Consider the following 21,597-nt stretch of genomic DNA (forward strand, 5'->3'; position numbering starts at 1 on the left):
ATCGTTGAGGCCCGATCCCTCCACTGACCGAAGCTTGTACCGACACTAGGATATCTCCGACATGGTAGGTTCGGAGCCCCCCTTGGATCGAGTGATTGGTAGCACCGGCAGTGACCGCTGCAGCGATACTATTGATAGGCTTGATAACGCTGCCAACCGCTGTACTTAGGAGTCTTGAAACAGCGACTCGCTGGCTATTCAGCAGATCCGCCTGATTCCGAAGCAAGGGTGCTGAGACACTGACCACTATCTCGCACGCGCGATTGCCAGCCAACATCCGGTCATACATCTCGACAATCAATTCATTCACCTTATGGCAATCAGCGCCCAGTTCACAAAGAAACAGCTCACGTAATGTAGCTCTTTCCTGGGGCGTGACCAAAAATGAAGTGACGTTGAACACGATGCCATAGTGGCCCTGATGGCGGTAAGTATTCGCTTTCAAAAAACTGCCCTGCTGAGTGATGTCGAACTTCAGTCTGGCGGGTTTTAGAAGTATTGGTAGGGGGCTGAAAGCGAATCAGAGGACGCCTACAGAGCAAGCAGAACAAGACTACATAATAAAACCTTACAAGCGATGCCCGACAAAGCTTTAGTCAAAGCCATAAAAACACACATAACGTTTATCAAGTGGCACTTGACTCGACACCACGTATAACAACGAAAAGTCCAAAGGCGTCAAGATCCAGAAACCAGTCCATCTCACGTCGACCATACGACCTCCACTTTAGCATCAGCCAAGCGCAGATTGGCGGAGCCATATAACAAATCACCCCCATCTTCGGATTTTATACAGAGCGATTGATAATTATGCTGAAACCTGACTTTAGCAGCTAACGCGTCTTGTGATCTTTTTGACTTAATTCCAGCTCACGCAAGACCGTACCTAATACAGCTGCGACATCCCCTCTTTTAAGAAGGGTCTGTGAGGTAGAATGCAACTTGGTCAGTATTACAACAACTTCATAATTGCTGACGTCGCTTGCAGCACCATCACAGACCTCTGTTTCCTTGAAGACTGAAGCCTGCGTGGCACACACTTTCTACGCCGCAATAAACATCAAACCAGTTCAGCTAACGATGCCGGATTGAAGCCCTTGAGGTCTGCGTAATCACCTTTTTCCACTTTGGCGGCCCAATCCTTGTCGGTCAGCAAGACACGTCCTACTGCGATCAGATCAAACTCTTCACGCTCCATGCGCTCAACAAGCCGGTCAAGGCTCGCCGGGGTGGATCCTTCACCGGCGAATGCGTGAGTCACGTCATTATCCAGCCCTACTGAACCGACACTGATGGTTGTAGCCCCAGTGACTTTCTTTGCCCAGCCCGCGCAGTTGAGCCCGTTCTCACCATCAACTTCGGGAAACTCGGGGTCCCAAAAACGTCGCTGCGAGCAGTGCAGAACATCGACACCCGCCTCGACCAACGGCAGCAGCCACTGTTCCATCAGTGCAGGCGTCTCGGCGAGGCGCACACTAAAGTCCTGCTGCTTCCATTGGCTGACACGCATGATGATGGGGAATTCAGGCCCCACCGCGTGACGGACGGCAGATACGATGTCCGCGGCAAATCGGGAGCGCTCTTTGATCGTCGGTCCCCCGTAACGATCAGTGCGCTGATTGGTGCCTGCCCAGAAGAACTGATCAATCAAATAACCATGAGCCCCATGGATCTCGACGGTGTCGAAGCCCAGGCGTTTGGCATCCGCCGCTGCCTTTGCGAACGCAGCAACTGCGTCTGCAATATCCTCTTCGCTCATCACCACGCCGCGCGGGTCATCTGGCGAATTCAGGCCGGATGGGCTTTCAACGGATGCATCAGGCTCCCAGCCGCTGGCTTCTCGCACCGCACCGGTGTGCCAGATTTGCGGCCCCATGCGACCACCAGCGTTGTGAACCGAATCAATCACGTTCTTCCATCCGGCCAGCGCTGCCTCACCGTGAAAAAAAGGAATGCCGGGACCATTGCGTGAAGCGGGCCTATCAACGACGGTGCCTTCTGACAAAATCAACCCGACTCGACCCTCGGCCCTGCGCCGGTAATAGGCCGCACTCCCTTCACCAGGAATACCATCAGGCGAAAATTGCCTCGTCATCGGAGCCATGACAATCCGATTTTTCAACTCAAGCGACCGGATGGAAAGAGGACGAAATAAAACGCTGGTATCAAGTTTTGACATGGGGTGGACTCCATTTGCTTTAGGAAGCCACATAAGTATATTTTATAGACCTGAAGGTCAATTAGGCACCTAGAGTCGCCTAGGTATACATGAGGAAACTTCGATGTTGGAATTAAAGCCACAATGTTTTTCGTCGGACTGCCCAAGTCGAGCGCTGTTCGACCAGATTGCTGATAAGTGGTCAATGATGGTTCTGGCAGTGCTCGATGACGGCCCACATCGTTTTAACGCTATCAAGCGCCGCCTCGAGGGCGTCACCCAGAAGGCACTCACACAGTGCCTGCGGCGACTGGAACGAAACGGCCTGGTCTCGCGCCACATCATCTCGTTCTCGCCCGTTGCGGTCCAATATGAGATCACCCAACTTGGACGCACACTTCAGCAGCCATTTCGTGAGCTGCATAAATGGACGCTTGATAAATTGCCTGATGTTGAAGCTGCCCGGTTGAAGTTCGACGAGGCCGCACAAGTCAACCTGACAGAGTAATTTTAGTTACTCGCCGCCACTGCCATCTGCGGTGGGTTTATCTCCTCGGTTCATCTGCGGTGTCCCTGAACCTACTACCACTGCATGAGTGCCCAGGGTTATCGCGTATACCTCGAAACGAATCCTTTTAATAAATCATTTATTAGTTTTACAAATCAATGCATAAGAAAAACAAAATTAACAAATCAATCGGTCAAGTCCATACTCGAAATGGACTCGTCTTTCTGCATTGACGAGGATAAATAGCCGGCTGTTAGCACGCCGGTTCTGAACCAACCTTGGCGCATAATAAGGATAATTAATATGGACACTTCCACCAAAACCGCCTTCGCGTCCATAGCAGTTTTGGGTGCCGGCCTTATGGGGGTTGGAATTGCGTTGCACCTTGCACGTCACGGTTGCCAAGTCAGGTTATACGACCCGCAGCTTGAGCGGCTGGCGGAAATTCCGACGGTAGCGGGCGTCATTCTCAGCGAATTGATAGCGGCCGACCAATTCGACGAGGCTGACCGCAACGAGACCTTGTCGCGCTTGATACCCGTAAACACGCTGGCTGAACTGGCAGATGTGGATCTGCTGATAGAGGCGGTACCCGAGCGTCTGCCGCTGAAACAGTCCCTTTATCGGGAACTGGAAGGCATCGTGAGAGACGACTGCGTGTTCGCCAGTAATACCAGTGGCTTCCCGCCGGACAGCCTCGCAGAGGGTTTGAAGCACCCGGAGCGACTGTTCATCGCGCACTTCTGGAATCCTCCGCACTTTATTCCGTTAGTGGAACTGGTGCCCGGCACCGCCACCGATCCGCGCCTTATCGAAAAAGTGCGTGTGATGCTTGAGGCCATGGATCTGGAAGCCGTACTGCTGGAGAAAGCAGCGCCCGGCTTTATCGGAAATCGTCTGCAATTTGCCCTGCTGAGAGAAGCACTGCATATCGTCCAGAGTGGAATCGCCGATGCGGATACGGTTGATCGGGTGATGCGGGCCTCACTGGGCCGCCGCTACGGCATGGTGGGCCCGCTGGAGGCGGCCGATATGGCTGGACTGGATACTTTCATAGACATATCCACTCACCTGATGCCGCAATTGGCCCAAGGGACAGAAGTCATCGAGCTGCTCAAGGAAAAAGTGGCTGCGGGCAATACCGGCCTACGCAGCGGTCAAGGGTTCTATCGCTGGGATGAAGCACGTCACGAACGGTTGCTGAGTCGCCGCGGGCACCAGTTGCGGTTTGCGCTCAAGCCCTGAATTTCAGTCCAGATCAAACGTGGGAGCCGCTTGCCGATTGACTCTCAATATCCGCGCGCTCTAGGCGATCCATTCAAAGCGCTTGGCACGGCTCCCCGAGTGAGCTTAAAAGTCATTTTGATGCGCTATCTCCGAAGCCACCTGATTTCTAAATCAATTGTCAGGTCATCGAGAAAAATGCATATAAATCTATGGCTCTGAAGCTTAATTAGATATGGCAAAAGTGGAGGCTGTTTTAGGTCTGTTCGTCATAAAAAACCAAGAGCGTGAGCTGCCTGGCTTTTCAATATTGAAAAATATTCACCTAACGAACATGGTCTAAAAACATAAAAATTACTCGGATGTCTTTTTCCTATAGCGATAACTGAACCTGCTAGCATTAGGATCCTCCGGCTCGATCAAGCCTTTAAAACGCAACATCTGCAGAGCCTTCTTTATCTTATTCTCGGACCCTTCCCCAGTTAAACCTCGCGCGATTTTATTTGTAATCCAATCATTACTTTTAAGATGAGCCATAATCAATTCTTCATAAGAAGAAATTTTCTTATGCAGTAAGGTTACAATAACAGAGTCATCTGTTTGAATTATATCCGGCTTAGCTAAGCCTGCGTTATTCATCGCACGAAATGCTGTATCTAACCCCTCACCCAAATCGTGATTAAGAGGCCGAGGCAGCTTATTTATAAGCCTTACAAGGTTTGGATTTCGAGCAAAATGGACATCTAAGATATTTTCTGGTGTGACGCCACCCGGTAGGCGGCCAGGGGATTTGATCTCGATGCGATTATCAAAAATAGTAACTTGTATTTCATCCGAAATAGAATAATCACGATGGAGAAAAGCATTCACTAAAACCTCGTGAACGGCCTCAATCGGATAATTAACCTCAAATTTTACGCCCTCAATCTCGAAAGATGCCTCCTGCATCAGCTCAAGTATTTTATGCTCAGCATTACGAATAAGCGACTCCAACGGTCCAGATAATTTTTCATGACTAAAAAGCTGCTCTCTCTTATACTGGTTAGACGCAGTTTTCATTCGCAATATCTTAACGCTTGCCTTGGTAGATAAAACCTCATCTGGATCGTCGTCGTAAAGCAATACACATCCGACATTAACAACATCCAAACCTTGAGCCTGAGAATTCAACAGCCTATTCCTTCTTAAAAATCTGTCAGGCGACTGTATGCTTCCTATTCGATCAAGATAATCATGCAAGTGCCCAGCACTCAAAATATCCTTAATGGAAGCAGAGAGTACCGGCCGCTCCTCAAATTTATAAAATCCTTTTGCGTAGGCAAGTGAAGCAATTTGATCACCTTTAATTTTTTGAGTCTGCGCGGATAAACGAACAAAGCAATCGCCGGAAGATGTGTAATGAACCTTGGGCGACTTAGGTATTACGATTCTAACCAAAAAATTAGAAGGGTCTATTTCTAGAAAATCTATCACCATACCCTCGACTGAGGGATTAATATCAACAAGGGATGCTTGAATTAGCTGATTGGCGCCCTCAATACAATCAAAACCTTCCGCCAAATAACCTTTCTCAGACTCGGATATGCCGATATAAACTTCGCCGCCGTCCGCATTAGCAAAACCGACGATATGTCTTTGCAAATCCCGACCTGAAATTCCCTTGCCTTTAAAATCCAAGTAATGGGATTCCCTACGTTCCAGCAGGGATAATAACTCACTCGCACCTAAGAAATCTTTTGAAAACATAACACCCCCTGCTCGAAGACATGAAATTTATTTTCCAAAACGATAAGAGACTATACGCTAATGCCCCGTCTCACAAACAATATTGCAATGCAATCACCTCATTACGACTCGAGCCGTATTCCTACTTTCTGCTTCAGAAAGATTGACCGTTTAGCGGCAAATTAACATGCTCAAGCCTAGGTTCCGCCGCTTGGACCAGCAGGGTCGATTTCGACTTCGTTTGGGTAGGCAAGCGCAGCTCTTAAAAAAATTTTCATCATCAGGTGAAAAATCGCGACAAGGACTGAGAACTGGACAATTCGCTACCACAACACCTTGAGCTGCTAGAAAATCATCTATGAACGGGGACCAGCGAGTTGACGAGATAGTGGCCGAGCTTATGCGCCTACACAGCCAAATTTGCTCGCCCTTAACGTCGCGCAAGATACTGGCAACTCATACAAGCGCTCCAAGCACCGGCCAATCATAGACGCAAAGCTCAGGTCATCTTTTTTAAAGACAGAATACTAGTCCTGATATTTGACCGCTATACGTGAATACCTAATGTATGGTTCGTATCAGAGTCGGGAGACGTTCAGCCAGCGAGCATCTCCGGTATACCTTGCAGCATCGGAGAATAGCTGACATTACGCGTGCTAATCCAGCACTCAGACTTCTTAGCCCACTCCGAAATCATCCTGCCACCAGATTCGCGGTGTAGCGCCTCATTAACCTCGACCGCCCAGTTTGCAATTTGCCTTTGTAGTTGCGGCGAAATATCCTGCTTTTGCCATACGCGCGAGAAATTGAACCGATCTTCGGCCTTCATAGCAAGTATCGCGACCGTGTATGCAGTAATGTTTGCTTGAAAGGCCGGAAAAAGAGGGCGGATGACTTTATGTGCCGCCTTGAAAATGATAGCCTTTGCAATCATGCGCTTATAGTCTTCCTGATCAGGAACAACGCTCTCACCACCCTGCTCCCTCTCAGCAAGAGCGTCCATGAATGATTGGAAGTTCTTCTGGCTGCCAAGGCTTACCACGTGGGGTTTCTGTTCCCATGTAAACAAAAACTTGGCAAGGTCCGGTTTTGTAAGTCGTCGATACGTAGGAATGGCGGCCTGAAGCTTTCTCCTTTGGGCGGGCGTCGGTGCCTCTTTTTCCAAGAGAACTTTATAGCTACCCGCAGATCGCTCATAAAACCACCGTCCGACTCCATCCGGGCAGTAGGTCCGCATAGAAATCTTCTCTAGTTCTCTGTGGAAAGGCTTATTGGCAGACAAATCGGACTGTTTAACGACGTTCTGGCTGTTCGCATACTTAGAAATATTGGAAATTAACTCCTCATCATCGACCTGCCCGTCCCGTAGTACGATGATCTTGGCCGGTATGCGGACATTGCTCAGATCAATATCGGCATTCTTCTTTTTTGCAAAGTAGATGGAGGCGGTGGTCTGGCCGCCATTGACGATCTGCATGCCTTGCAACCAAAGAATACCAACAGATCCGTCGGCCGCGCGATCTAGCTGAGCAGCATCCGCAACCAAGACGATACCGTTGTTGTAAGCCATGAACCGATCAGGATAATCCCGTAGCGTATCCCTGATACCTTTGTTGACTCCTTTACTACTAACGCCGAGAAACGAACGGACGTTAGCCTCTAGTATACGAGGCCCGTACTTTTCGTATAGATAACGCAATGCCTCGCCAGGGATGGCCGTTAGCGCGTAGTCATACTCGGCGTCTTCACCCCCAGGCACCCAAACGCTGGGCAGGGCGGTACCGCAGAGATCGCGAAAATTCACCACCAACTCGTCACGTGCACGGCCCTGCTGCCAATGATTGTAGAGGCGCTGCAAGTCCATTATTTCAAGCCGAATCTGCTTTCCCTCTACTAACTGGGGCGAGTATGCTCTCGTCTTTGCGAGTGCATCTGTGATCACAAAAATCCTGATATCTTCTAGCGTTTCAAATATACGCTCCACTTCGACCACAAGTGGGTAGACATCATTGGTTTCATCCAGCTCGCGCGAAAGTTTTCCAGACGCTGATAACTTTAGAAACTGTAATCCTAGCTTGGCGGCCTTACCGATCTCCGCATCCGGGATCTGTTCAAGCGTTTCAGCTCCCTTATAGAGACTTACAAATAGGTCCAACCTATCCGGACTGCCCTGCTCATTTGTCGTGTAAGAGACTGCGTAACCACTGACTTTTACTTTATTATTGCTAACCTTCGCCTCGAAATGGCACGAAGTCGGTTCGAATGAAATACCTTGATCTGCCATGTGGCTCATAACGTGCGACGAGAACACCGCCTCTGCAGGTATAGGGGCCTCGCCTGGAACGAGCTCCTTCGCTACTTCTTCGCGTATGGACGCTTGAGTGTCGAGAAGAAAATCCAGAAGTTCCATCAGATAGCTCCAAGCTGGGCCAACACCGCGGCAAGGTTAATGCGACTGGCTGAGACAAGGCCAAGATCGAGATCATAGCTTGCACGCCGAATAGCAGGTGGCATGACACGTGGCGTGAGCCGCGGAAAATCACCGCTTACGAGATGAAACCGAATTTCAACCAATGAGAAGCGGCGTACATAACTTTCGGCATGCATATCAAGATATCCGACATCCTCTAGAGCAAGTTCAAACATATTTAACGCAACCGAGTCGGGTTTTAGACGATCTCGCATTTGCGCAACCAAGTTCGGCAACGAGATACCTGCATCATCTTGTACGAAACGCAATGCGCAGAGATAAAGCGGAGACAACTGGGCGTCATCCAGCTGGTCCAGTGACGCAATTCGAACGTGAAACCCCTCCGAAGCCAAGGTAGACTTGACCTCAATAGCGCCATTCCCTAATCGGTAGTCATGAAGCCCGTCTTGAGGCCCCTTCCAGCCGTTTAAAGCAGAAAAAAGCGGCAACCCCTCATCAAGCAGATCCCGCAGTATATTCAGCTCCCCAGCCAGCCCCAACTCAGCCTCCGCGCTTAGCCTATCAGTTCCCCTGCGCATGAACTCTTGCCATCCTCGCACGCGCCCCAGCAGCCGCTGATACACGCAATCTTCGGTCGAGTCAGCGAGAGAGCACACAAGTGCACACACATCGGCTGCTACCGCGCTGAAGAGTTCAAGACCTCCAGCGGGCTGCCGCGTGATGGAAAGCCATTGATATGCACCTCCAACATCTCCAAGCACTGCCTTTTCCATACGGAAGCCGCGCCCTTGGGGAAGCTGTTTACTCGGCGCAATTTTGGTATTCGAGAAGCCGATAAGCAAAGCTTCCTCATTGCCAGGCGAATGCCGCGCAGCTCTAATTCGGCAGGTGCCTGAACTCAAAAGATCAATCGACCCCCATCCTGGGGTAGGCCGGTTGCCCGACAACGCGCGCCAGACCTCTTCTATCTCCCTGCTAGTCGCTGCCGCCATATTGCTGCTCCCAAAGAAGGTTGGTGACTAAATAGGGCACAGACTTCCCTTTGTTGCTAGAAGGGAAGCTGATAGCAAATGCAACTACTGGCCCGTTGCCTATTGTGGGGGGATCGATGGGATCCAGCAGCGAAATGAGAAGAAGCCCCCGCTCTGGATGGGGCGGGATATCATCGACGCCAAATCCTCTTATGCGTCTGAGGTAGGGGCCGCTGGGGCTGTCCGGAAGCTTCTGTCCCTTCGATCGCCCAGGATCAGGCTTCCAGTTCTTTCGCGTCAACTCAAGTGCCGCCATCCAGCTCGCCTCATCCAGATCCAAACTCTCATCTTTTGGCGACAGCAGCCGTCCAATCGAATACTTCTCCGGTTCGGATGAATTGTTACTCCGAAGCATCCTCCTGACCTGCTTGCCCCCTATAACTTCTGTAGCCGCGATGCTGCCGCCAACGACTGCTACGGTCCATTCGGTCAGCTCGCCGGATCGGCTCATCTCGTCGACAAAATCAGCCAACAGACCGCTTTGTACCTTTCTAGAGTCCGGATGCGTCTCATAGGCCCGGAGAAATTCGATCACAGGTTGCTCAGTAACACCGCTCCAGTAGGCACCGTTCCAACTGTCTGTCCTACCGTTTCTTGCTTGGGCGGGGATCGCAGTTGCAACCCCCAAGCTAGCCTCAAGCGTCCGGAGTGCTGCAAAATTACGAGCCACTTTTTCGCGATCAGTAAAGAACGCCACCGTTTCCACCACCTCGCCGCTAAAGGAGAGGTAGAGCTTCCTAGCCGTTCGCATTTTTAGAGGGGAGGTTATCATCAATACCGGATGTGACTTAACCTTAAGACCGTAGTCGCGAGGCGTAAGACCACTTTCAATCATATAGTCGAACTCGGCTCTAAGCTCTTCAGATGCATCAGCAATGTGTTCAAACCATTCCACTAGATCGTTCGTAGTATAGAGCCGACAAAGGTCCAAATAACCAGGCCGGTAACCAAACCAGCGTCCCATCTGCATCAGCGTGTCGTACATTTTCGATGCGCGAAGAAAATAGCTTACGCAAAGCCCTTCCAAGGTCAGCCCTCGCGCCAGCTTGTCGCCACCAATAGCTATAACTTTCAGCCCGGACGCGCTGTCCGCGTAGTCGAGGGCGTCCTTTGCAGTACCGTTAATCATTCGGACATCGATTTGCTCAAGTACATCGGGCAGTACAGCCTCGATAGCTGACCAATCGTCGGACGAATGATTGATGTCGAGATCGCTCTGTGCTGCAACACTGGCGGTAGTTGAAATGAAATCCGTACTCCAAAGGTCGTGAAGGGCACTCAGGCAGGTCTCATGGTCAATACGACGCTTCAGTCTTTGGGTTACATGCAGAACATAATCACCCACCTGCCGGTGAACATGCTGCTGCACGAGATTGAAGCGGGTAACGTGGATGAGCATCGAACTGTGCTCGCTACTCTGCCCTCGAAGCTGTCGAATCGCGCACGACAAAATGAACGCGTTGATGGCCTCCACTAGCGAGTTCGGTATCCGATCGTATCCGTCAATGGAAGGTACATGCGTACTTTTGTGACTGACAGGCATCCACCCTATTTTTTTATTCTCTGAGCACTGATCCGAAACAGACCGGACTAGATCGAGCGCACCGAGTCGCCCCTCCTCGCCAGCCAGACCGAAGACCCGGGAAGGCCCTACGTAGTTTGAGGGCGCAGCGAGATTGGTAATAAATGCGGCCGGAAAGAGATCCGGTCCCTCCTTAAGTGTTTCACCATGCTCATGGATATAGATATTTGCGAATGGTGTAGCCGTATAGCCGACGTAAGCTTTGCGAGAAAACGAATGCAGAATTTGGCGAATGAGGCTGTTTATGGCGGTCGGCTGATGATCCAAATCCGGAGCCCCATTTCCATCTACCACCCTCTCCCCCGTATCTACCGATGCGTGATCCGCCTCGTCATCGACTATAAGAAGTGGGAGGTGAGTCACTAGCGGGCAGCCGGTTTCCGGATCAGTAGACTCAGCCACATGTTTGTGTATCCAAGCCAGCAGCCGCGTCAATACCGTTTTGTTCTTCTTGACAACAAACAGCCAAGGTTTCTGTTCGGGAGATATCCCGAGGTTTTTCACAAACTTGGTGTTAAAATCACCGGTTTCCGAACGATTGGTTACATACTGAGGGCGAAGTGCCGGCGACGAATCTATCTTTCCGACTCCAATGGCGAGATTGCCTCCTCCTTCCACGGGACTACTTTCATAGCCGAGAAAGCCCTCGTCAAGCCGCATCTGCGTCTGCGCCCTAAGGTTATTATGCAGTCCAGCAAGGACAATGATGATCTTATAGCCAGCATCGGCGGCCTTGCAGATCAGACCAGTGTAGCTACCAGTCTTACCCGACTGAACGTGCCCGACCACCATACCACGGCGATCCCAATGACCGTCACGCATTGGGTCTTCCAGTTTTGAAAGGATACTGTCGGTACTCCGGTCGAGCTTTTCGGCGATCTCCCAAGATAACTTCTGCTCCTGCCACTCTCTATAGCGTCGCCAATACCGCCAATCGGCTTTTCGCTCAGAAGTCAGCCATGGAACGTGACCGGCCGTATCCACAAGCGATGAATCGTCGCCGACCCAAATACTGAACCGTCGAATTAGCTCGTCAATGACCTCAGAGCGATCAAGACCGACTCCCCAATGCGGCATTAGGGTGAGTACCATGTCGATTTTTCCGGCGATAAGTTTCGGAGTGATCGCTGATTTGTCCTTTTCGCCTGCAAGTATCTCTTGAACGAACTTGACCACGCTCCATTTGTTGTCTTCAGACATAAAATACTACTCCTTCAGGCTGTCGGGCAGCGCGTCAATCAGACTGGGGAAGACATGGAACGGCTCGGTTGCCCTTAGCTGTTCGCGGGCGGCCTCTGGAGAGTATCCTTTTCGCTCGATCATGTTGCGATACATCACAAGCAGCACCTCTCGCGCTTCATCGGGCGGACTTTGATCAAAGCCGGTCCGAGGCGTATCCCGGTTTTCGGCCGTGTCGATCCATATACGTTGCACCGGCACCGACTCCTCAATGACACGTAACATAGCGCGAACAATTGGAAGAAGCGGCCCTGCTTCGTCTAATACGGCCCTTATGGCAGGATGTTCGGGATCTACTCGATACCGGACTCCTCCGGCCAGCTTTTCCACCTTCCACGCTTCCATGACCTGCCGGTTGCCAATCAGTCTCGGTCTACCCCGGTGTGCAAAAGCCTTGCGTGCGCGGGAACGGGTGGCCTCTGCAAGACCTGTCAGCCACTGACGGAGGTACACCGGTGGTCTTGCAGTCGATTTCCGAATGTCGATCTTCCAGTCCACATCTGCCGAGTTCGGAATATCCAAACGAATCCTAGCAAGACGATGGGCCTCATCCTTCGTCCAAGCACGGCCGGTTCCAAGTCCCAACCAACTGCCTGCGACCAAGAGTCGTCCATTCCTGTACACGTAGAAGCCCTGCTGCGCGGTCCAGCCTTCCGGTCCTGCAAGACGCTCGAAGGCTTGAGGTGTCAGCATGTCCTTGTGCGGCAAAACATGGCATTCCGCCTCGATGCCGCTGCGCATTGGGTGTGTGAAAACTGGCGGGTTATAGGGTTTCCCAGGATGATCGGTCATAAAGGGATCCCAAGGCCTGACATGTGCGCCGTTCAAGAGGATCTTCAAACGTGGTCGCGCGCCTTCAAGGAAGCGATGAAATACCATGCCCAAGTGCTGTTCGACCCTATCCGCGAGATCGAGGAAATCCTGCACTGTAGTTCCAGGCGTGACTATCCGGTCCAAGTCTTCCCAAAGCACCAGCGTTCCACTCGCCCCACTGGAAACGCTTCCCAGAAATCCTTCCGATCCTGGGTGCGGACCTTCGAGCAGATGCCAGCCGTCGTCTACACTGTTTGCGAGATAATCCAGATCCCAGCGAAGCGAGTGCAATGCATCGACGCCCTTCGTAGCAACAGTCAGTCGCCTGCATTGTGAGAAGGACGCCGTCTTGAGGCCCAAGCCAAAACGGCCAAGATCATTCTCAGCGCGTTTTTCGAGCGGACTGCGTTCACCTAGCCGCATCGCGCGGTCCAGTTCGGTCGCAGACATTCCGCAGCCGTTATCGAGACACAGAACACGGCTCTCCCGCTCGGCCCAGATGAAGTCGAGTCGAACCTCCGTGGCACCTGCGGCAATACTGTTATCAATAATGTCCGCCAGCGCAGTTTGGGGGTTGTAACCCAAACCGCGGAGCGCCTCGATCATTGCGCTCGCCCTAGGCGGTGCACTACGGCTCTTAAAGGTGGGCTGCACGACTAAACTCCCTGTCTTAAGTGATTGTTCGCTAAACGCCCTGCACTTTTCCGGCACCAATGATACGCGCGACCACATCGGCTATCTGATACGCCAGAAGCGGCGGAACGGCATTGCCTACTTGATGAAACTGTTCTGTCCGATTGCCAAGAAAGAAGTAGTTGTCCGGAAAGGTCTGAAGTCTGGCCGCCTCGCGGACTGTGAGACTTCTGCACTGCCTGGGGTCGTAGTGGATAAAGTAGTGACCATCCTTAGCTATGTGACTCGTAATAGTGGTCGATGGAAACCCTTTTCGCTGAACACGGAAACGGTCGCTAAATTTTCCACTTTTCCAGTTCTTATGGTCAGGTTCAAGACCGGGAAGATCAAAGTCACGATGCCCCTTGGGCGAGTATTGATACGCTTCGGTAAATGCCGCAGCATAAACATAGCGTCGAAGATCCGAACTCATGTGGCCCCGAGCTTCATGATTAAGCCAATATCTGAGCCGCTCATCTCCTAGCCAGCTGTCAAGCCGAGTTCGGGTAATTCCATCGTACTCGCCCTTCTTGAGAACTCGAAGCGCACCACTAGTCATTGGGTTGGACGTACAGCTATCGGCAAGTATACCTAGACGCGATGCTAGCTTAATCTTCTCTGGGTCCAACAATGCCCGATGTCGGGATTCCCGATGTAGATCACTAAGATGTTCTTGGATAACCGCAGCCCAAGCATCGGGCGAGTCTTTCTGCCGCGTGAGAGTACTTCGTAGCGGTGGCAGTCTACCTATCACTTGCTCGATCGACGGTCCATTCGACGGCGTAAGACGATGGTCTCCAAGTGCGTTCGCATACTCTTCCGATACGCCAAGAAGGATGACTCGGTGCCGAGCCTGCGGAACGCCGTAGCTTTCCGCCCGGATTATAAAATTGTCAGTCTCGATGCTGTCCGCATCTGTACCAGCTTCATAAACGTAATCGGCCACTAATGAACAGATCCGATACTTGGGCCCGTTAGCGCTTAGACCAAGGGCGGCGTCTGGATCAGACAGATCCTTGAGAATCTTGGGAAAAATTCGCTCCCCAGCCACGTGGGACGAAAGAATACCCTTAACATTTTCCATAACGAAAACTGCCGGGCGCTTGCTTTGGATGATCCGAAGATATTCACGGTAGAGAAAATGGCGCCGATCATCCTCCGCCTTGTAATCAAGCTTGCCCCGGTTCCTTGAGCGCCCGACCACCGAATAAGCTTGGCACGGAGGTCCTCCAATCAAAACCCAAGGCTTGGTTTCGTCTAATCTCGACTCTAGCATCCTGTCGAGCTTGGCATTCCCCTCCTCAGTACCGAGTTCGAGCAACTGTGCTTCATGATCCGCCTGCATCCAGGCTTCGCGGGTCCTCGGCGTATCTGGCTGACTTGCATTCGAGGTCTCGCAGAACTCGTAGTAGTCTTCGAGAGCCTCAGGCTGGTTGCGCTTCAACAGGCGGTAAAACGCCCGAAGCCGAAGCGTCGACCGAGCAGATGCTTCCATCTCGGCGGAGATTTTAATTTCAAAGGTTTCACCGGAACCGTTGACATGAGACGAAAAGCCTTCTCCAAGGCCGCCAGGACCGGCGAAGAGATCGACAATTTGAATGGGTGGAGTACGACTCATGAAACCACGCTGTATAGAAATAATTCTAAATGGACATTGTTGATCCCGCCCGCAGGTCGCGAATGATGGCGACCATACGGGGAAAGGACACGAAGCCCGAAATGCTGGTACGTAGGTTCTTGCACGCCAACGGGTACCGTTTCCGACTCCATCGAACAGACCTTCCGGGAAAGCCAGATATTGTACTGCCTAGACTGAAAATATGTATATTTGTACATGGTTGTTTCTGGCATCGACATGCAGGATGTCGATACGCAGTGCTTCCGAAGACACGTCGGGAGTTTTGGGAGACGAAGCTCAATGGCAATGTTGCTCGGGACCAAAAGGCGGTCGAGGCACTGCAAAGCGCCGACTGGCATGTGATCGTTGTCTGGGAATGCGAACTGCGCGATACCGGGACCGCCTTGCCGAGACTGCTTCAGACATTGCGATGCACTTCTCCGCCAAAACGATGATTCCGACATCGCCTTGTCATGAGGAAGAGGAGGCACCGTTGAGGGCCTCCAGCACATCGGTAGTCCATGGATGACATTCCCATCCGCCCGAGGTGTTTCGAGTGAGGTAAAGAGCTAAACTGCCGGAAAGCAGGCGGTTAATCTCGGCGGCAGAGTAACCTAGCACCTGCTGCGCATGGAACGCACGATCGCCGGAATTGTTCGAAAAGTACCTAAGCAAATCCAGTGCAACCGGACCGAGCTTACCGATCCTTTCCATAAGCACTCTTTCGTTTTCCAAACGGCTCTCAACGGCGCTCACAACAGCAGGTTTATCCGTCCATGATAGATCGTCCATATCATCGAATCCCGGCGTAGGGTCTCCTGACTCGAGCGCTCTATGGCTGCCAATACTCGCCTGCACCTTCTCAGCAGCATGCCTGAGCGCCATATCATCAACGCTTGGCTTTCCAAACTCGTCGACCTCATCCCATTCCCAGTCCGCCTCTTCCGTCAGAATGTCGAACGAAACATCTAGATACGCCGAGGCCGAAGAAACCATAGATTTGGTACTCTCGGTACTCTCTACGAAAGGAGGTTGCAATAGCCCAAGCAGGAGAGCCGAATCGTGCTTTTGGCTCAGAAAATCAACCAGCAGCTCTCGCGCCTGCTGCTCAAGACGAAGCGATACAAGGTAGCAAACGGCTTGTAAAACGCCTTTAGGCAATACGTCTCGAAAGCAAGATTCGATCAGAGCCGTACAGCGCTCAATTTGCCCAGGAAGCTGCTTCGGCAATAGCCTCTCGATAAGCTGAGCCCACTCACGCCGGTGCGACTCGTGACCTAAGTACCTATCATCCAAAGAAATGCAATCGTCGACGACCCGCCATAACTGATGCCTATAGGTAACAATATGAGTAAATGGCTCCACTCGCGCGGAGTTCACGATCCGATCGATCTCTATTCCCCGCAACATGACCTTGATTGACGAACTCATTAATTTTCCATTTCAAATATTCAACCATTCCTTGCCTGTCGCATCTCGACATAGCACACACAATTAGACGATTTTATCAACCTTTATACTAAGTTTTGTATAGAGAAACAGCACGTATGGCTAGCTTGCAAAGACTGAAGATTAATGTGGCGTCCAATCAATATTGGCAGCAAAAGAGCTAAGCAATTTAACTCACTAGCCACATCGCTTTCCGAGCTACCGGCCCCATGACTGCACCGCCAAGCATACCTGTAGGAAATTCCGTCAACAGTATCTAGATTGCCAGCATGGGTAAAGCAAAGGGTTGGTCGTTCTGGAGATTGTGCGAGGGCGCGAGAATGTGACGCGGAGCGTCACGAGCTGCATTCCCACGCTGGAGCGTTGGAACGATCAGATTGAGTCGTCTGAACGCCACTCAAACGAACGGAAAAATCTGACATTAGTGCCGCCCCCTATCCGATAGCAGAGCGTTACGTACGCGTTTATCTTAATCGCCGGTGCCTAAGAAACACCCAACGTAGACACAGTGACTTCAGCATTAGCTCTGAATTTTTCGTTCTATTCGAACACGAATTCAGAAATGCCGAGCCGCTCCGTTGGGATTTCTTAAGCCCGCTCTACGTTGGCCTTAGCGCCATTCCAAGTCCTTTGTAGAGGTTCAGCATGTTCAGCGACAGATTCAAGGCACAGGCTCATCAACTTCAAGCGGAAACATCCGCCTACGTACCCACCCTCTTCCACCGCCACAACCGCCCTCTCCAAGCCCTGCTCTTCGAACACCAACCCTGGTTCAGCGCCCGCAATCTCGGTCGTCTCATCGGCTGGCCGTTGAACGAGCGCACGATGCGCAAGCTTGATGCGGACCAGTACCGGATGATGACGCTTGAGCAGCACAGTGGCCCTGAGCCGGAATTGATGGTGAGTGAGTCAGGGGCTTACGCGATGTTGGTGCATCACTACCACGCGGAGAATCGCGGATTGCGGCAGTGGTTGACCCACGAGGTGGTGCCGATGCTGCGGGACGCCGAGGTGCCGTCTGATGATCACGCGCCGCACCTGAGCATGCTGCAATGGCCGGGGTTGTCGGTGAGCGTGTTGCACTGGCAGAGCGAGCCTTGGATCAGGCTGCGGGACATGCCATTGATGCTGGCTCATCCGCAGATGCAGACTGAGCCGACGCCGCGACAGGTGAGCAAACCGTGGTGGCGTTCGGCATTGCCAGTGTTTCGGCTGGGTTGAAGGTATGAGGTGGCCGTGACGTTCTATCACGGCCTGTTTTGATTCCAGGCACACACCGTTCAGGTTTTCAAGCGGCGGCGGTATGCGCTGCGCTGGCTGCATCGGTAGCTCACTTGCCTCACACTTTGTAACTTTTCCAGATTTATAGACTTTTGATCGATAGCGTCACGTTCTATTCTGGTCAATCTGATCGCCACCACTGACGCCAAGGAACAGAAGAGATGAATGCTGCCAGGATCGTAGCGCTGCGCCCCACCCTGTCTGAAGAAGCGTTGGCCGGGCTGACCGGCGAGTATGGGTTGGCGATTTCTGAAAGCGGTTATCTTCTTGGCGTCCATGACCTTGGCTACGGGGTCAGAATGGATATCAATGGCGAGATTGGTACGGTCAGCTTTCATGCGTCTTTCCCCTGCGGGGATCTGATCGAACGATTGCACATCGGCATGCCGCTCGCTGACGCGCTGCGTGCGCGTCCTCACTTGCAGCCTGCTGCCGGCGAGCCTGATGACCCGCCCGAGTGGCTGACCTTCAAGGATCGAACGGATGAGGCGTACGAGCTGTTGGTGCGGGTCAAGGAAGACTCTATCCTGGCCATCGAGATTTCGCAGCCTGGGGCTGTCTATCCCGAACCCGTAAAACTGTTGGCAGACCCGAACCTGACGGTGGCCTACGATCTGATCCGCGACCCGCAATGTCATCTGCCGGTCAGCGGGCGCGGACCTGAGTGGAGCGGTGGTTGGAGCCTTGGCTTGCCGCCAGGCATCACGCCTGAACAATGGCCTTTGAGCCCGGTCATGGGTCATCCGTTGCGGCACGCGTTCACGCTGTATGTCCCTGAGCAGTATCGCAAGCAAGGCGCCGAGCGGGTCGCGTTCAGCCTGTTCGTTGATGATCAGATGGAAGAGTTGTCGCCGAGCAGTGCGGTCGAAGCCTTCTTCGCGTCGCCGTTACTGCCTACGCCACCCGAGGACCAGCACCTTCTGCCATTCTGGACGCATCGTCGCGCCCATCATCCCTTGCACTTCGACATGACCGATACATTGGACACGCACTACGTTGCCATCTGGCTGACCCAGGCGGAATTTGACGGCTCGCTGTGCATGCCTCCTGACTTGCGTGGCAATCCACTGCTGTGCGATGCGCCCGGCTGGTACGACAAGAGCTACTCAGAGCATTATCAGTACGACACCGTGCGCAATCACGACGCCGAAGCCTTCGAATGGCTCCCGGGCGACGGCCGCGCGGCAGGTCTGGACACCGCCTTTGCGATTCGGGCACAGATACGGGAAGGCGATCCCAACGTCGGCAAACCGCCACGCGAATGGGACGATGAATGCGAACACAGCGGCTACATCCGACCCTACGTGACCCCCGAAGGCGAAGCCCTCGACCTTGATCGTTTCGCAAACCGCAATCACTTGGGCGGCACCATGTTTCCGGTACAGGGCTACCCCGAGTTTGGCCCTTACTATCTTGAGTTCGAAGAAAACTTTGGCGGTTTCAACTTCGGGAGCGGCAACGGCCAGATTGATCTGGAGAAAATGGCGCTGGATTGGGCGTGCTGAAAGGATGAGGCTGTTGCTACCGGTCGGCGCTGTGGCTGGGAAGTTGTCACGATGCCCAGGCCACACCTTCGGCTTGCGTCAGACGGCGTACTACTTGCTCTTGCGCTCCATCGCCAGTTCCGTCAGGGCGATCATGCGGTCGTCGCGTGTCAGTACGGTCTGCGCGTAGCCACACAGCAGGTACAGGAAGAGATTGACTGCCGCCAGGGTGAACACCCAGTCCAGGTAGAGTGCGAACGAGCCCATGCCGAACAGGGTTTTGTACAAGCTGATCAGCCCGGCTGACAGCGCAAGCAAGCCCGGGGCTATGCCGATGTTCTGCAGTACTCCGGTGACCAGACGCAGGCGTCTCTCGAAGCCGCTGCGCTCGTTTTTCAGTTCGAGCACGCCGAGTGCCAGTGTGTGACTGGAAAGCGATGTCAGGAGCGGCAGGAATTGTTCGTCGATGAGCAGGCGGGTTTTGATGTTGATGCCCGCCAGACCCGCGAAGGGTGCAGCCAGTACATTTCTCACCGAGTCTCGGTAACGCCCGATGCACAGGACCGGGTAGATAAAGAGCGCCCCATACGAAACCGCGATCAGCCCCCAACTGGTGTAATAGATCCAGCGCATGGGTTCGATCAGGCCTGCGAGTGCAACCAGTACGGCGAGGAACAGCGGAGCGGTCACGCAGAGCCAGAAGCGTTTGGTGCTCATCTGCAGTCGCCTGCTGGTGCTGTGTTCCTGTCGAAGCGTATTGACGACATGCCTGTCGGCTTGTTCGATCTGGGCTTTGATGTGCAGGTACCTTTCGATTTCGTTGCTCATGGCTTTCCTTGAACGACTGTGAACGCGGTGTGTGGGCGTTCGGGCGTTCATAAGAGCGCAAAGCAATCCGGGAGGTAATTACTGCAGCCTTATGATGATGTCAGGCAAGTCTGATTAGGTTATGGGGTGCTTCTTACAGCGTTGACGAAGAGTCCTGACCAAAGCATTTCAGGTCTGTTCGGATCACGACGTTGGCATCGTTCGCCAAAAGCATTTTCGGACGCGTCCTACATTCATTCCAAGATCCCGAAAATACACTGCCCGTTCTCTTTTTCAGGACGATCGCAGAATGGCTAACCACGGCTACATGACCATCAAAGGCAAGGATCAAGGCCTCATTTCTGCAGGATGCTCTAGCCCCGAGTCGATGGGTGCGAAATGTCAGGCGGGTCACCTGAACGAGATCATGGTGCTGTCGCTGACCCATAACATGAGCAACATCGACAACATCAAGCACGCCACTCACCGACCGGTCGTCATCACCAAGCACGTCGATAAATCCTCCCCAATGCTCGGTCAGGCGCTCGCCAATCGCGAGCCGGTCGATTGCACAATCGACTTCTATCGCACCTCGCCCACAGGCGTTCAGGAGAAGTTCTACACCGTTGAAATCCGGGAAGGCATTATCGCCGACCTGACACTCGACATGCCCCACGCCATTCTGCAGAACGACGCAGAACCCCAAGAGCATGTCGCCATCCGCTACCGGGACATCATCTGGACCCATCACCAGGGAAACACCAACGGCTACGCCTCGTGGATCGCAGAGGAATGAGCCTGCCGGAAAAACAACGATCCTCCGGACACCACGACCTGTGGCGGGTCAGCGAGGCGGCAGGCCATCTCGCAGGACAGGCTTGTACGGTGTCTGCCCGGCACATCCGCGACGGGACGCTCAGGCTGCAGTTCAATCGGGACGTGGCCTATTACGCGCAAGGGATCGTTCGGGATGTGAAGGCCGGCAGGAAGAGTGTTGATGAGGGGCTGGAGGCGATTGAGACGGAGCAAGATCGGCTGTTAAGGCAGTCCACCGAAATCGCACAAAAAAGCGTTGGTGCCATCGCCGGTGCGTTACAGCTGGTGGGGGGCGCAGGCATCTGTTACGCGTCACGCGGACCACTCTGCGTAGTTTTCGGAGCGCCAATGATGCTTCATGGCGGTAACAACCTTTATGAAAATGGTAGAGGTCTGTTAGAGGGACGCTCAGATGTCGAAGGGCCGGTAAGAAAGGCTTACCAAGAAATTGCCAAGGCAAGCGGGCTAAACTCCTGCGCGGGAAATATCGCCTACGGCACAGTTGATCTGGGGATGTCGTTTTATGGCGCGATCAGACTTGTTGTAAAGCCTGACGCTTGGAAACTCTTCGACTACGTGAGAACGGATCGTGTCATGGCCTATAAAACCATGCCAGTTACAGTTCTTGCGTTGGAGGGGGCGAGTGACTTGATCACAACTGGAGCAGTCCTGGGTCAGGCGGAATGTGCTTTTGAATGATTTATTGAGCCACAGTGCGTTCATCGCCATAACACTATTGCTGCTCGCCCCCTCAGTGTG

16 protein-coding genes are annotated in these 21,597 nt (G+C 52.7%); 7 read left to right on the forward strand and 9 right to left on the reverse strand.

Features of this window, described 5'->3' with window-relative positions:
• Positions 1 to 1,060: 1,060 nt before the first annotated feature.
• A complete protein-coding gene (locus AC0IXS_RS07140) occupies positions 1,061 to 2,179 on the reverse strand; it encodes an NADH:flavin oxidoreductase (protein ID WP_057408501.1) in 1,119 nt (372 codons plus the stop codon).
• A 103-nt stretch (positions 2,180 to 2,282) separates the two neighbouring features.
• Between AC0IXS_RS07140 and AC0IXS_RS07145 the strand changes: the two genes are divergently transcribed.
• Together AC0IXS_RS07145 and AC0IXS_RS07150 are read left to right on the forward strand one after the other, a co-directional pair.
• Complete coding sequence (locus tag AC0IXS_RS07145) at positions 2,283 to 2,666, forward strand: winged helix-turn-helix transcriptional regulator (RefSeq protein ID WP_004887331.1); 384 nt, start codon at positions 2,283 to 2,285, stop codon at positions 2,664 to 2,666.
• A gap of 303 nt (positions 2,667 to 2,969) precedes the next feature.
• Positions 2,970 to 3,911: a 3-hydroxyacyl-CoA dehydrogenase family protein gene (locus tag AC0IXS_RS07150; protein ID WP_081021838.1), complete on the forward strand. Its 942-nt coding sequence runs from the start codon at positions 2,970 to 2,972 to the stop codon at positions 3,909 to 3,911.
• A gap of 333 nt (positions 3,912 to 4,244) precedes the next feature.
• On the opposite strand, the gene AC0IXS_RS07155 is transcribed toward AC0IXS_RS07150, so the two are convergent.
• The 6 genes from AC0IXS_RS07155 to AC0IXS_RS07180 all read right to left on the reverse strand — a co-directional run bounded on the left by AC0IXS_RS07155 (position 4,245) and on the right by AC0IXS_RS07180 (position 15,001).
• Positions 4,245 to 5,636 (reverse strand): ATP-binding protein, encoded by a 1,392-nt coding sequence (locus AC0IXS_RS07155; protein WP_057410432.1) that lies wholly within the window; start codon positions 5,634 to 5,636, stop codon positions 4,245 to 4,247.
• A gap of 574 nt (positions 5,637 to 6,210) precedes the next feature.
• Positions 6,211 to 8,025: an AIPR family protein gene (locus AC0IXS_RS07160; RefSeq protein ID WP_057410433.1), complete on the reverse strand. Its 1,815-nt coding sequence runs from the start codon at positions 8,023 to 8,025 to the stop codon at positions 6,211 to 6,213.
• Positions 8,025 to 9,038 (reverse strand): PD-(D/E)XK motif protein, encoded by a 1,014-nt coding sequence (locus AC0IXS_RS07165; protein WP_057410434.1) that lies wholly within the window; start codon positions 9,036 to 9,038, stop codon positions 8,025 to 8,027. The genes AC0IXS_RS07160 and AC0IXS_RS07165 overlap by 1 nt, the downstream gene beginning before the upstream one ends.
• On the reverse strand, positions 9,022 to 11,859 hold the full coding sequence (locus tag AC0IXS_RS07170) for a Z1 domain-containing protein (protein ID WP_057410435.1): 2,838 nt from the start codon (positions 11,857 to 11,859) through the stop codon (positions 9,022 to 9,024). Before AC0IXS_RS07170 ends, AC0IXS_RS07165 begins: the two co-directional genes overlap by 17 nt.
• A 6-nt stretch (positions 11,860 to 11,865) precedes the next feature.
• Positions 11,866 to 13,317 (reverse strand): ATP-binding protein, encoded by a 1,452-nt coding sequence (locus AC0IXS_RS07175; protein ID WP_057410436.1) that lies wholly within the window; start codon positions 13,315 to 13,317, stop codon positions 11,866 to 11,868.
• Between the two features lie 79 nt (positions 13,318 to 13,396).
• A complete protein-coding gene (locus tag AC0IXS_RS07180) occupies positions 13,397 to 15,001 on the reverse strand; it encodes a DNA cytosine methyltransferase (protein ID WP_471824217.1) in 1,605 nt (534 codons plus the stop codon).
• Between the two features lie 29 nt (positions 15,002 to 15,030).
• Here AC0IXS_RS07180 and AC0IXS_RS07185 point away from each other — a divergent pair, with 29 nt between their 5' ends.
• Positions 15,031 to 15,456, forward strand: a complete 426-nt coding sequence (locus AC0IXS_RS07185) for a very short patch repair endonuclease (protein WP_081021839.1) — start codon at positions 15,031 to 15,033, stop codon at positions 15,454 to 15,456.
• Between the two features lie 16 nt (positions 15,457 to 15,472).
• Here the strand turns inward: AC0IXS_RS07185 and AC0IXS_RS07190 are convergent, their stop codons facing one another.
• The gene (locus tag AC0IXS_RS07190; protein ID WP_057410438.1) at positions 15,473 to 16,432 is read right to left on the reverse strand and encodes a hypothetical protein; all 960 of its coding nucleotides are present in this window, start codon (positions 16,430 to 16,432) and stop codon (positions 15,473 to 15,475) included.
• Between the two features lie 663 nt (positions 16,433 to 17,095).
• Here AC0IXS_RS07190 and AC0IXS_RS07195 point away from each other — a divergent pair.
• Together AC0IXS_RS07195 and AC0IXS_RS07200 are read left to right on the forward strand one after the other, a co-directional pair.
• Entirely contained in the window at positions 17,096 to 17,671 is a 576-nt protein-coding gene (locus AC0IXS_RS07195; RefSeq protein WP_471824219.1) for a BRO-N domain-containing protein, read from the forward strand.
• Positions 17,672 to 17,892: 221 nt separating this feature from the next.
• Complete coding sequence (locus AC0IXS_RS07200; RefSeq protein WP_122667719.1) at positions 17,893 to 19,236, forward strand: DUF7256 domain-containing protein; 1,344 nt, start codon at positions 17,893 to 17,895, stop codon at positions 19,234 to 19,236.
• A gap of 90 nt (positions 19,237 to 19,326) precedes the next feature.
• Here AC0IXS_RS07200 and AC0IXS_RS07205 read toward each other — a convergent pair whose 3' ends face one another.
• Positions 19,327 to 20,043, reverse strand: a complete 717-nt coding sequence (locus tag AC0IXS_RS07205; RefSeq protein ID WP_057410441.1) for a hypothetical protein — start codon at positions 20,041 to 20,043, stop codon at positions 19,327 to 19,329.
• 289 nt (positions 20,044 to 20,332) lie between these two features.
• Here AC0IXS_RS07205 and AC0IXS_RS07210 point away from each other — a divergent pair, with 289 nt between their 5' ends.
• Together AC0IXS_RS07210 and AC0IXS_RS07215 are read left to right on the forward strand one after the other, a co-directional pair.
• Positions 20,333 to 20,818 carry an Hcp family type VI secretion system effector gene (locus AC0IXS_RS07210; protein WP_057410442.1) on the forward strand — a complete coding sequence of 162 codons (486 nt, stop codon included), beginning with the start codon at positions 20,333 to 20,335 and terminating at the stop codon, positions 20,816 to 20,818.
• Positions 20,815 to 21,537 (forward strand): DUF4225 domain-containing protein, encoded by a 723-nt coding sequence (locus AC0IXS_RS07215; RefSeq protein ID WP_122690823.1) that lies wholly within the window; start codon positions 20,815 to 20,817, stop codon positions 21,535 to 21,537. The genes AC0IXS_RS07210 and AC0IXS_RS07215 overlap by 4 nt, the downstream gene beginning before the upstream one ends.
• Positions 21,538 to 21,597: the final 60 nt, after the last annotated feature.

Source organism: Pseudomonas sp. AC016 (genome assembly GCF_979253365.1).